This window comes from Klebsiella sp. KP20-425-1 (assembly GCF_025813515.1).
Taxonomy (GTDB): domain Bacteria; phylum Pseudomonadota; class Gammaproteobacteria; order Enterobacterales; family Enterobacteriaceae; genus Klebsiella; species Klebsiella pneumoniae.
This window is the reverse complement of sequence record NZ_CP109614.1, coordinates 520,678-533,066: the sequence shown is the minus strand read 5'-3', so window position 1 is coordinate 533,066 and position 12,389 is coordinate 520,678. Positions and strand designations below refer to the sequence as shown.

General features: G+C 56.0%; 12 protein-coding genes. 7 read left to right on the top strand and 5 right to left on the bottom strand.

The window, feature by feature from the left end; genetic code table 11:
- Position 1: 1 nt before the first annotated feature.
- From rpoN to npr, 5 genes are all read left to right on the top strand, one after another.
- Positions 2-1,435 carry an RNA polymerase factor sigma-54 gene (rpoN, locus tag OHJ17_RS02565; RefSeq protein ID WP_002918420.1) on the top strand — a complete coding sequence of 478 codons (1,434 nt, stop codon included), beginning with the start codon at positions 2-4 and terminating at the stop codon, positions 1,433-1,435.
- Between the two features lie 22 nt (positions 1,436-1,457).
- The gene (gene hpf, locus OHJ17_RS02560) at positions 1,458-1,745 is read left to right on the top strand and encodes a ribosome hibernation promoting factor (protein WP_002918423.1); all 288 of its coding nucleotides are present in this window, start codon (positions 1,458-1,460) and stop codon (positions 1,743-1,745) included.
- 70 nt (positions 1,746-1,815) lie between these two features.
- Positions 1,816-2,304, top strand: a complete 489-nt coding sequence (gene ptsN / locus OHJ17_RS02555; protein ID WP_004144926.1) for a PTS IIA-like nitrogen regulatory protein PtsN — start codon at positions 1,816-1,818, stop codon at positions 2,302-2,304.
- A 45-nt stretch (positions 2,305-2,349) separates the two neighbouring features.
- Positions 2,350-3,204, top strand: a complete 855-nt coding sequence (gene rapZ, locus OHJ17_RS02550; protein WP_002918428.1) for an RNase adapter RapZ — start codon at positions 2,350-2,352, stop codon at positions 3,202-3,204.
- Positions 3,201-3,473 (top strand): PTS phosphocarrier protein NPr, encoded by a 273-nt coding sequence (npr, locus tag OHJ17_RS02545; protein ID WP_002918431.1) that lies wholly within the window; start codon positions 3,201-3,203, stop codon positions 3,471-3,473. The genes rapZ and npr overlap by 4 nt, the downstream gene beginning before the upstream one ends.
- 63 nt (positions 3,474-3,536) lie before the next feature.
- Here the strand turns inward: npr and mtgA are convergent, their stop codons facing one another.
- From mtgA to uxuA, 4 genes are all read right to left on the bottom strand, one after another.
- Positions 3,537-4,262 (bottom strand): monofunctional biosynthetic peptidoglycan transglycosylase, encoded by a 726-nt coding sequence (gene mtgA, locus OHJ17_RS02540; protein WP_002918435.1) that lies wholly within the window; start codon positions 4,260-4,262, stop codon positions 3,537-3,539.
- Positions 4,259-4,912 carry an isoprenoid biosynthesis glyoxalase ElbB gene (gene elbB / locus OHJ17_RS02535; RefSeq protein ID WP_004889584.1) on the bottom strand — a complete coding sequence of 218 codons (654 nt, stop codon included), beginning with the start codon at positions 4,910-4,912 and terminating at the stop codon, positions 4,259-4,261. Before elbB ends, mtgA begins: the two co-directional genes overlap by 4 nt.
- A gap of 233 nt (positions 4,913-5,145) precedes the next feature.
- Positions 5,146-7,485: an aerobic respiration two-component sensor histidine kinase ArcB gene (gene arcB / locus OHJ17_RS02530; protein WP_002918444.1), complete on the bottom strand. Its 2,340-nt coding sequence runs from the start codon at positions 7,483-7,485 to the stop codon at positions 5,146-5,148.
- Between the two features lie 146 nt (positions 7,486-7,631).
- On the bottom strand, positions 7,632-8,696 hold the full coding sequence (gene uxuA / locus OHJ17_RS02525; protein ID WP_004174133.1) for a mannonate dehydratase: 1,065 nt from the start codon (positions 8,694-8,696) through the stop codon (positions 7,632-7,634).
- A 296-nt stretch (positions 8,697-8,992) separates the two neighbouring features.
- On the opposite strand from uxuA, the gene OHJ17_RS02520 reads away from it, so the two are divergent.
- Entirely contained in the window at positions 8,993-10,009 is a 1,017-nt protein-coding gene (locus OHJ17_RS02520) for a Zn-dependent oxidoreductase (RefSeq protein ID WP_002918451.1), read from the top strand.
- Positions 10,010-10,094: 85 nt separating this feature from the next.
- Positions 10,095-11,378, top strand: coding sequence for an MFS transporter (locus OHJ17_RS02515; RefSeq protein WP_002918453.1), 1,284 nt, complete (start codon positions 10,095-10,097; stop codon positions 11,376-11,378).
- Positions 11,379-11,429: 51 nt separating this feature from the next.
- Here OHJ17_RS02515 and OHJ17_RS02510 read toward each other — a convergent pair whose 3' ends face one another.
- Positions 11,430-12,362, bottom strand: a complete 933-nt coding sequence (locus OHJ17_RS02510; protein ID WP_002918455.1) for a tRNA modification radical SAM protein MnmL/YtqA — start codon at positions 12,360-12,362, stop codon at positions 11,430-11,432.
- Positions 12,363-12,389: the final 27 nt, after the last annotated feature.

Here is a 12,389-nt window from a genome sequence, read left to right as displayed (position 1 = left end):
CATGAAGCAAGGTTTGCAATTAAGGCTTAGCCAACAGCTTGCCATGACGCCGCAGCTGCAGCAGGCGATTCGTTTGCTGCAGTTGTCCACGTTAGAACTCCAGCAAGAGCTCCAGCAAGCGCTGGAAAGTAACCCGTTGCTTGAGCAAACCGATCTTCACGACGAGGTAGAGGCAAAAGAGGTGGAGGACCGCGAGTCCCTCGATACCGTCGATGCGCTTGAGCAAAAAGAGATGCCCGACGAACTGCCTCTCGATGCCAGCTGGGATGAAATCTATACCGCTGGCACGCCGTCGGGTAACGGCGTCGACTATCAGGACGACGAGCTTCCCGTCTATCAAGGCGAGACCACCCAGACGCTGCAGGACTATCTGATGTGGCAGGTTGAGCTGACGCCTTTCACCGACACCGACCGCGCTATTGCCACCTCTATCGTCGACGCCGTCGACGATACGGGCTACCTCACGATTCAGATTGAAGATATTGTCGACAGCATCGGCGATGACGAGATCGGCCTGGAGGAGGTGGAAGCGGTCCTCAAGCGAATCCAGCGTTTTGATCCGGTTGGCGTCGCAGCGAAAGATCTGCGCGACTGCCTGCTGATCCAGCTGTCGCAATTTGCTAAAGAGACGCCGTGGCTGGAAGAGGCGCGGCTGATTATCAGCGACCACCTTGATCTGCTGGCCAACCATGATTTCCGCACTCTAATGCGAGTCACCCGCCTGAAAGAAGAGGTGCTTAAAGAGGCGGTCAACCTAATCCAGTCCCTGGATCCTCGCCCTGGCCAGTCCATTCAGACCAGCGAACCGGAATATGTCATCCCGGATGTGCTGGTGCGCAAGGTGAGCGGCCGCTGGACCGTCGAGCTCAACGCCGACAGCATTCCACGGTTGAAAATAAATCAGCAGTATGCGGCAATGGGCAACAGCGCCCGCAATGACGCCGACGGCCAGTTCATTCGCAGCAATCTGCAGGAAGCCCGCTGGCTGATTAAAAGTCTGGAAAGCCGCAACGATACCCTGCTGCGCGTCAGCCGCTGCATCGTAGAGCAGCAGCAGGCTTTTTTCGAACAGGGTGAAGAGTATATGAAGCCGATGGTGCTGGCCGATATCGCCCAGGCCGTCGAGATGCATGAATCGACAATTTCCCGTGTCACCACGCAAAAATATCTGCACAGTCCGCGCGGTATTTTTGAACTGAAGTATTTCTTCTCCAGCCATGTGAATACCGAAGGCGGAGGCGAAGCCTCGTCGACGGCGATTCGCGCGCTGGTGAAGAAGCTCATCGCCGCGGAAAACCCCGCGAAGCCGTTGAGCGACAGTAAGCTCACCTCCATGCTGTCCGAGCAGGGTATTATGGTGGCGCGCCGCACTGTCGCGAAGTACAGAGAGTCTTTATCCATCCCGCCGTCAAACCAGCGTAAACAACTGGTCTGACATAACCGATAAGGAAGACACTATGCAGCTCAACATTACAGGACACAACGTCGAAATTACGCCTGCGATGCGCGAATTCGTTACGGCGAAGTTCAGCAAGCTGGAGCAATTTTTCGACCGGATCAATCAGGTCTATATTGTGTTAAAAGTAGAGAAAGTGACGCAAATTGCGGACGCGAATCTGCATGTCAACGGTGGCGAAATCCATGCCAGTGCGGAAGGGCAGGATATGTATGCGGCTGTCGATGGTCTTATCGACAAGCTGGCAAGACAGTTAACGAAGCACAAAGATAAACTAAAACAACACTAATTGTCCGGGCCCCCTTGCGCCCGCCGCTGGATATCATCGGCGACGGGCGCGGGGGCGCTCAGGTGAAATTATGATGAACAACGATTCGGCTCTACAACTGAGCAACGTCCTGAACCAGGAATGTACCCGTAGCCAGGTGCACTGCCAGAGCAAGAAGCGTGCTCTGGAAATCATCAGCGAACTGGCCGCCAAACAGTTAAGTTTGCCGCCGCAGGTGGTGTTCGAAGCGATCCTCACCCGCGAAAAAATGGGCAGTACCGGGATCGGCAATGGTATTGCCATTCCCCACGGAAAACTGGAAGAGGATACGCTGCGTGCTGTCGGCGTTTTTGTCCAGCTGGAAACCCCCATCGCCTTCGACGCGATCGACAATCAGCCTGTCGACCTGCTGTTCGCGCTGCTGGTGCCGGCCGACCAGACAAAAACTCACCTGCATACGCTCTCCCTGGTGGCCAAACGGCTGGCGGACAAAGCGATTTGTCGTCGCCTGCGCGCGGCGCAGAGCGATGAAGAGTTGTATGAGATCATCACCGAAGCAGGAAGCAGCGATGACGCATAACGGCAGTCGCACCTTATCCTTTATCGTACTGAGGAGAAACGGTACATGGTACTGATGATCGTCAGCGGCCGCTCGGGCTCGGGGAAATCCGTCGCTCTGCGAGCGCTGGAAGATATGGGCTTTTACTGCGTGGATAACCTGCCGGTCGTGCTGCTGCCCGACCTGGCGCGGTCGCTGGCTGACCGTAATATCTCCGCGGCCGTCAGCATCGACGTGCGTAACATGCCGGAATCCCCGGAGATCTTCGAGCAGGCGATGCAGAATCTGCCGGAATGTTTTTCTCCGCAGCTGCTGTTCCTTGATGCCGACCGCAATACCCTGATCCGCCGGTACAGCGATACCCGTCGCCTGCACCCGCTCTCCAGCAAGAATCTGTCGCTGGAAAGCGCCATCGACGAAGAGAGCGATCTGCTGGAGCCCCTGCGCTCCCGCGCCGATCTGATCGTCGATACGTCGGAAATGTCGGTGCATGAGCTGGCCGAGATGCTGCGTACCCGACTGCTGGGTAAACGCGAGCGTGAACTGACGATGGTCTTCGAATCCTTCGGCTTCAAGCACGGTATTCCGATCGATGCCGATTACGTCTTTGACGTGCGCTTTCTGCCCAACCCGCACTGGGATCCGAAACTGCGTCCAATGACCGGCCTGGATAAACCAGTGGCCGCCTTCCTCGATCGGCACACTGAAGTGCACAACTTTATTTATCAGACCCGAAGCTATCTTGAGCTATGGTTACCGATGCTGGAGACCAACAATCGCAGCTATCTGACGGTGGCCATTGGCTGTACCGGCGGTAAACATCGTTCGGTTTATATTGCTGAACAACTGGCTGACTACTTCCGCTCGCGCGGCAAGAACGTGCAGTCTCGTCATCGGACGCTGGAAAAACGTAAATCATGACCGTAAAGCAGACCGTTGAAATCACCAATAAGCTGGGCATGCACGCCCGCCCGGCGATGAAGCTGTTCGAACTGATGCAGAATTTCGATGCCGAAGTACTGCTGCGCAACGATGAAGGCACGGAGGCGGAAGCCAACAGCGTGATTGCCCTGCTGATGCTGGACTCGGCGAAAGGGCGACAGATAGAGGTGGAGGCCAGCGGTCCGCAGGAAGTTGAAGCCCTCGCCGCGGTGATTGCCCTGTTTAACGCTGGCTTTGACGAAGACTAAACGTGACGCTTCCCGGCGGCGGACGACTGGCGACTGTACCAGCCCCGGCGCCGGAGTAACCCGCTAATAGAGCTTATGCTCGCGCATGAACCCTTCCCCGCCCAGCTGTCGCATCTGGCGTAAGATCCAGGCCTGACGACTGCGCACATAGCCTGACGGCGCATCGGCGCGATAGCGGATCGGGTTCGGCAGCACCGCGGCCAGCAGAGCCGCTTCCCCCGGCGTCAGCTGACTGGCGGGTTTATGAAAATAGCGCTGGGCGGCCGCTTCCACACCAAATATCCCATCGCCGAACTCGGCAATATTCAGGTAGACGGTCAGGATCCGCTTTTTACTCCACACGGTTTCGATCCCGACAGTCAGCCCGGCTTCCAGCCCCTTACGCAACCAGCTGCGGCCATCCCATAAAAACAGGTTTTTCGCCGTCTGCTGCGACAGCGTTGACGCGCCGCGAATCCGGGTATCATGCCGCTCATTGTGCGCCAGCGCTTTCTCAATCGCCGACACGTCGAACCCCCAGTGTTCCGGGAACTTCTGATCTTCGGCGGCAATCACCGCCAGCCCCATCCATGGGGAGATCTTATCCATGGCAACCCAGTCGGAATGCGCCAGATAATGGAAATCACCGGACAGCCAGGCGCTCACCTGCCGCTCAAGCATCACCGCCGAAAACGGCACCGGCAGCACGCTAAACAGCGCGATCCCCCCGCCCCAGAGGACGGCGGCGATCAGCAGCAGACGCAATGCCAGACGTTTTAGCAGCGCAAAGGGCGCAACGCGGAGCCTCATGCGCTCAGCGCCAGCACGCGGGCCACCAGCTTCTCAATTCCGGTGGCGGCTTGCGCAATGTCCTCCGCCAGCATATACGCCGGAGTGGTGACCACTTTGTTGTCTTCATCCACCACGATGTCGTCGACCGGGCAAGGCACGTGCTCTGCCCCCATCTCTTCCACCACATCGGCGGTATCAAGATCGGTCCCAATGGTCATCCGCAGCGGAAACGCAAAGATCTTCGGCAGCATCGCCGGGGCAATGCACATAAAGCCCAGCGGCTTGCCGGTCTGATGCATCGCCAGCGCCAGGGCCCGCAGATCGGGATCCACCTGGCATTCGCTGCCCTCGGCGGCGAAGCTGCTTAGATTTTTCGCCGCGCCGAAGCCGCCAGGGACGATCAGCGCGTCCAGCGTCTCCGCACGCGCCTGCGCCAGCGGCAGGATGTCGCCGCGGGCGATACGCGCTGCTTCCACCAGCACATTGCGCTGCTCTGGCATCGCCTCCCCGGTCAGATGGTTGATGACATCGCGCTGCGGTTTATCGGGCGCAAAGCACACTGCCTGCGCGCCGTTGCGCGCGATCGCCAGCAGGGTAATCACCGCCTCATGGATTTCACTGCCGTCGTACACGCCGCAGCCGCCCAGTACCACACCAATTTTTTTCATCGCTTTCGCTCCTCCATGCAACTCGCTGAAACCAGTCAAAAATGTCGATTAACTCGCTATGCTTCACATATTTTACTGATTCATGTAACAAATTAGTTAAGCTTTGCTATCTTAATGAGCGAGCAATCCACTTCTTCGGTTGCGCCACGTAACAACATCACTCAAACAACACTGGCTCAACCACCAGTTCCCTGGTGTTGGCGCAGTATTCGCGCACCCCGGTCTGTCCGGGGTCATTTTTTGCTGGCTTTCGCCACCCACGCCTTCAGTACCGCTACATCGTTTTGCCACTCGGATTTCATCTCTTCAACCCATTCAGCGACATTATCAGACCAGGCAGGCAGATCCGGAGTCTGGATCTGCTGGCCCAGCTGCTGGATGTGGCGCAGTCCGATAGAACCGGCCGCCCCTTTGATCTTATGCCCCTCTTCGACAATCCCTTTTTGGTCGCGGGCGGTCAGATTAGACTCCAGAACGGACATGTAGCCCGGCATCATCTTCTCAAACACCGCGAGACCATCGTTGATAAGCTTCGGTCCCACCAGCTCGATATATTGCTCCAGCATATCGGTATCCAGCACCGCGTCGGCTTTATGCAGATCGGCCGCCGGCGCTTCCTGCGCTTCCTCATCCGGTGCATCCCAGAATTTCTTGATCATGGCCGTTAGCGCTGGCACCGATAGCGGCTTACTCAATACATCGTCCATCCCGGCGTCGAGATACTCTTTTTTATTCTTCAGCACGTTGGCGGTGAGGGCGACCAGCGGCGGTAGCTCGTCAGCGGCAAAGCGCTGTTTCAGTTCCCGGGAAATATCCAGTCCGGTCATGTCCGGTAACTGAATATCCAACAGCACAAGGTCATATTCGCCTGGCTCAAACATCTCCAGCGCGGCTTTCCCGGTCATCGCCACATCAACGCTGTTACCCAGTTTTTCCAGCACTGAACGGGCCACAATAACGTTGAGCTCAATGTCCTCAACCAGCAGCACGTTGAGCGCCGGTAATGGCATGTCGTCTTCCGCCAGCGTATCTTCCACTTCTTCCGCAATGGCAGGCGCATGGACGGTAAGCGTAAAGGTCGCCCCTTTACCCGGCTGGCTGGTAACGCTGATATCACCGCCCATATTACGCGCCAGGCGACGCGAGACGGCGAGACCAATCCCGGTTCCGGTGGCCGGTTTGCCGCCGTGGCTGTCTTTGACCTGGTAATACATGGCGAAAATTTTGTCCTGTTCCGCTTCAGGAATACCAATTCCGGAGTCTTCCACTTCGAAGTGCAGGATATCGCCTTCGTCATAGCGCACGCGGACGTTCACCCCTCCGCCCTGCGGGGTAAACTTCACGGCGTTGCTGATAAGATTCCACAGGATCTGCCGCAGGCGGGTCCCATCCGTGATTACCTTATGCGGCAGCGGCAGGCTCGGCTCCAGCACAAAGCGCAGCCCCTTTTGCTGTGCCTGCAAGCCGGATAGGTTTTCAAGGTCGGCAAGGAAGCTGGTGAAGTCCACCGGCTGGTTATCGAGCTGCACCTTGCGGCGCTCCATTTTGTCCATGTCGATAATATCATTGAAGATATTCCCCAGCGTCACCGCCGAGACATGGATAGTTTTCAGGTATTTTTCCTGCTCGCTGGTCAGCTCGGTATCCAGCAAAATTCGGCTCAGCCCGACGATCCCGTTTAGCGGGGTACGCAGCTCATGACTGATGGTGGAAATAAAGGTGGTTTTATCCCGGCTGGCGCGCTCAAGAGCGTCCTGATAGCGTTTACGTTCGGTGATATCGCGGCCGAAGCCCATCAGGCCGCGACGCTTACCGACGCGATCGTAGTAGGGGACCTTGCGGATTTCAAAGCACGCTTTGCGGCCATCGGGATAGTCCAGCCACTGCTCATAGGTCAGCGATACATTATGGCGGAACACCTTCTCGTCGGTCTCCAGTACCTTTTCCGCCGCCTCTTCGCTATAGACGTCCTGCGGTTTGAGGTGGATCAGCTGTTTCTCGCTTTTGCCGGTCAGCAGCTCCATCGCCCGGTTACAGCCTGAAAACTCCTTATCCTCATTGCGATAGAAGACCAGGTCCGGGGAAGCATCAAGGAAAGAGCGCAGAAAGGAGGATTGCTGTTCGAGCTGGATCTGCGTCTCTTCACGCTCTTTCATCTCAATCTTCAACTGCTCGAGGGTGGTCTCGCGCTCGGCTTCCGCTTTTTCACGTTCGCCAATCTCCTGATTCAACTGCGCGATGTTATCTTTCAGTTGGACGTTCAGCTTTAGATCGCGCTCACGCATCTCCTCCAGCTTGTCCACCAGCCGCGAAAGACGCTGACGGGACTCTTCGAGCTGCTCCACCACCACCGAGAGAAAGTAGACCGCCCAAGGCGTGATCAGCAGGCCAAAGAAGATAGAGCGGATAACGTCGATACTTTCAACCTGGCCATGCAGCACCATGGTAACCGCCATCTGTACCACGATGGCCAGCACCACCAGCGCAAGAGCCAACAGCATCGAAAAGCGGACCAGACCCAGCTTCATCATCAGGTCGACATAATACTGCGCCAGCATACGAATTTGCTTCATAGGGGATTCCTTCACGACAACTCCGCACAATAATACTCAATTCTGAGCAATGCGCTGTAAGTTGTGCAAAAAATGCGGGCAGGAGTCGATACGGCGGCCGGCCGCAGAGGCGAACCAGCCGCAAAAGAGGGGGATCAGAAGAGGGATTAACGCTTGCTTAACGCCTCCCAGAGTCCTTTCAGGTAGGTCACGCCGAGGGCTCGGTCGAACAGGCCATAGCCCGGCCGTCCGGTCTCTCCCCAGATAAAGCGGCCATGATCCGGGCGAATATAGCCGTCGAATCCGTTGTCATACAGCGCTTGCATCACTTTGTACATATCCAGGGAGCCGTACTCTGACGGATGGGCGCACTCGTAAAAGTCTTTATCCTGCATCAGCTTTATATTGCGGACGTGGGCAAAATGAATTCGCTTACGCCGCGTAAATTCGGCCAGGATGGCGTACACGTCATTATCAGGATCTTCGGCAATCGAGCCGGTGCAGAGCGTAATGCCGTTGGCGGGTGAATCGACGGCCCGGCAGATCCAGTCCAGATCGTCGCGGTTTTTGACCACCCGCGGCAGGCCAAAAATGGAGTACGGCGGGTCGTCCGGGTGGATCGCCATTTTCACCCCAACCTCTTCGCAAACCGGGATCACCGCCTGCAGAAAATAAACCAGGTTCTCCCGCAGCTTCTGATCATCCACCGCGCTATATTTGGCAAACAGGGTCTGCACCTCCGCCAGCCGTTCCGGCTCCCAGCCCGGCAAGGCGAAGCCGTTTGAATTCTCAAGCACCTCCTTCACCACGTCTTCCAGCCGCTTATCGATATCTTTCTTCTCAAACGCCATCGTCAGCGAGCCATCCGGCAGGACGTAGTTCATATCCGTCTTCATCCAGTCGAAAACCGGCATGAAGTTATAGCAGATGACTTTAACGCCAAAGCGGGCAAGGTTGCGGATGGTCTGCTGGTAGTTGGCAATATAGCGGTCACGGGTAGGTAGGCCGATTTTGATGTCGTCATGGATGTTGACGCTCTCGATCACCTCCATTTTCAGGCCTGCGGCATGGGCCTGACCGACCAGACGCTCAATTTTATCCACCGGCCATACTTCGCCCACCGCGACGTCGTAGAGCGCGCCGACCACCCCCTCAACGCCAGGCACCTGGCGAATATGTTCTAATGAAATCTTGTCTTCCTCTGGTCCAAACCAGCGCATTGTCATCTGCATTGTCTTCACCTGCTCAACTTAGTTTAATTTACCCTACTACCATACCAGTAATCATAGATGATTGAGCGTTGGCTGTCGTGATAGCGATCACATTCCTGCCGACCGGCTCGCCAGCGGTGAATGCGTCGGTGCATTCATAATTTTTTTCAATTTATTTCAATAGATTAATCATGCCATGGCTTTTTCTGCCGAGCTTTCTCAAATGTGATCCAGGCCTGATTATGATCTTTTGCATACTTGTATGGTAATAAAAGTAGCGTAATTTGTTCAGAAAAAAGACAATGGAAGGAATCAAAATGAGAAGCGTCGTCGTCAAAGAGCCAGGCCAACTGAACATTGAATCACGTCCGGTTCCAGTTCCGGGCGCCCATGAAGTACGGGTGAAAATTGCTTTTGCCGGGATCTGTGGTTCCGATGTACACATCTATCACGGCCACAACCCTTTCGCGAAATATCCCCGCGTCATCGGCCATGAATTCTATGGCATCATCGACGCCGTCGGCGAGCAGGTATCTCCGGCACGCATCGGCGAGCGTGTCGCGGTGGACCCCGTTGTCAGCTGCGGCCATTGTTATCCTTGCTCGGTAGGAAGGCCGAATGTCTGTACGCAGCTCCAGGTCATAGGAGTTCACCGCGACGGGGGATTTAGCGACTATGCCTGCGTGCCGGCGAAAAATGCCTGGCGCATCCCCGAGGCTATCAGCGACCGTCAGGCAACGATGGTTGAGCCTTTTACCATCGCGGCAAATATTACCGCCCAGCTGCAGCCCACGGCGCAAGATATTGCCCTGGTTTACGGCGCTGGCCCGATGGGGCTGACGATCATTCAGGCGCTAAAGGGGGTATATGGCGTTAAGCAGGTGATCGTCGTGGATCGCATTGCCGAACGTCTGCAGATGGCCCGGGAAAACGGCGCCGATCTGACGCTCGATAACACTGACCAGCCGCTCGCGGAACAGCTGGCGCAGCGGCAGCTTGCCCCCACGCTGGTCATTGATGCCGCCTGCCACCCGGCGATCCTGCAGGAAGCCATTCTCCTCGCCTCCCCCGCCGCCCGCATCGGTATACTCGGTTTCTCCGGCGAGGCCTCGACCCTCACTCAGCAAAGCATCACCAGTAAAGAAATTTCTATTTTCTCCTCCCGGCTGAACAGCGGGCGTTTTCCGCTGGTCATCGACTGGATGGAGAAAGGCCTTATTCGTCCGGAGGCGTTAATCACCCATTGTATGCCGCTGGAGCAGGTGAAAGAGGCCATGGAGATTTTTGCTAACGACCGTAAGACCTGCTGCAAAGTGCTGCTGCAGCTGGGTTAAACCGGCATCGTATAGAATAACGGCCGACGGATATCTGCATATCCGCCGCGCCTGATATAAATAATATAATGAGCATGGTGTTATCATGGGAAAAAATATCCGCTGGATTATCGTCCTGTTATTATTTTTAGTATATATGATAAATTATCTGGACCGGGTGGCATTATCCATTACGGTCCCGATGATTGAAAAGGACCTTGCACTTAACGCTGAACAATTCGGCATTATTTTCGGCAGCTTTTTCTTCGGCTACGCGGTATTTAATTTTATTGGCGGTTTGGCCGTGGATAAGTTTGGCGCAACGCTGGTAATGGGCCTGGCGGTCGGTCTGTGGTCGCTGTTTTGCGGCTTAACCGCGGTAGCCACCGGCTTTTATTCCATGCTGGTGCTGCGGGTGCTTTTCGGGATGGCGGAAGGCCCGATCTGCGCATCGGCGAACAAGATGATCAACGGCTGGTTTCCTAAAAAGCAAGCGGCTACCGCCGTCGGCTTTCTCAGCGCAGGCTCTCCGCTGGGCGGCGCGGTCGCCGGCCCCATCGTCGGTTACCTGGCCCTGGCATTCGGCTGGCGCCCGGCTTTTATGATTATTTTCGCTATCGGTATTGTATGGATGATAGCGTGGTTTTTCATTGCCGCTAATTCGCCCGAAAAGCACAAAAAAGTCAGCCAGGAAGAACTTAAGCTGATTAATAAAATGAAAGAAGAAGAAGTCGCGCTGGAAACAATAGAAAATCAAACAGCTCACTCGCTGGGTTATTATTTGAAACAGCCAATTATTCTGGTAACGGCCTTTGCCTTCTTCTGCTACAACTATATTCTGTTTTTCTTTCTCAGCTGGTTCCCGTCCTATCTGGTACAACAGCACCATCTGGATATTAAACAGATGAGCCTTACCACTATGATCCCATGGATAGTCGGCTTTGTCGGTCTGGCGCTTGGGGGCTATATTTCCGATAAAATTTTTAAACTCACCGGGCGCCTGCTGCTGTCGCGCAAAATTGTGCTGGTGGTATGCCTGCTGATGGCCGCTATCTGCGTGGGACTGGCGGGTACCGTCAGCAGCGTCGTGCCTGCCGTTCTGCTGATGTCGGTCTCCATCTTTTTCCTCTATGTAACCGGGGCGATCTACTGGGCGATTATCCAGGACGTGGTGCATAAATCCCGCGTCGGCGGCGCCAGCGGCTTTATCCATCTTATCGGCAGCGTCTCCGGCATCGTGGGGCCGATTGTTACCGGCTATATCGTGCAGTCTACTGGTAAATTTGACAGCGCTTTCGTTCTCGCCGGCACTATCGCCGCGCTTGGCGCCCTGCTGGTGCTGTTCGTGATCAAAACTCCGCGTGTGACGATGAAAGCCAGCCAGGCATAAATGGCAGGAGCGCGATGTCCGGCATTGTTCCCGACATCGCGCTCGTACTTCTCACTCAGCCTGGGGAGCAACCCAGCTACGGCCCAGCGCCGAGCCCTGAGCGCCCTGCTGATTCAGATAACGATCCAGTTCAACCATGCCGGTCCAGCGATTTTCACACCACAGCGGCGCCAACAGCGTGGGCCGACGGGCGCTGGCGGAAATACGGTGGTAGATCACCTCCGGCGGCGTATGGCGGATCATCTCTCCAGCGGTGACGGTATACGCCTCCAGCTCAATGCCATCGAGACGCCCGGCCTGCCACGCTTTGGCCATAATGCTGCCTTTCACAATATGCAGTGGATGCAATTTGATCCCATCCACGCCGGTCGCCACTACCTGCTCCAGCGTCTGCAGACAATGCCCCTGGCTCTCTCCGGGCAGACCGACGATCAGATGCGCACAGACTTTCAGCCCCCGCTCTCGCGCCAGGCGCGCGGTACGCTGATAACAGGCGAAATCGTGTCCACGGTTAATGCGATGCAGGGTCTTGTCATGAGCAGTTTGCAGCCCCAGCTCCAGCCATACCTCATACCCTTGCTGATGGTATTCACTCAGCAGGTCAAGGACCGCTTGCGGAACGCAGTCCGGGCGGGTGCCGACGCACAGGCCAACGATATTTGCGGCACTGACGGCCTGACGATACATTGAACGGAGCACCTGCACTTCAGCGAAGGTGCTGGTGTAGGCCTGAAAATAGGCCAGATAGCGCTTCGCCCGGTTGACGAGCTGCGCCTGATGAGCGAGCTGTTCGGCGATAGAGCGATGCTGCTGCGCCTCATCGGCAAACGATGCCACGTTACAGAAAGTACAACCGCCGCGGCCCAGCGTGCCGTCGCGGTTTGGGCAGCTAAAACCGCCGTGCAGCGTTAGCTTATGGACCTTTTCGCCATAGCGACGCATAAGATCCCCACCAAACATATTGACTAATTTCTGTAACTGCATAATCTGATAGACCGCCCTCAACAAAGG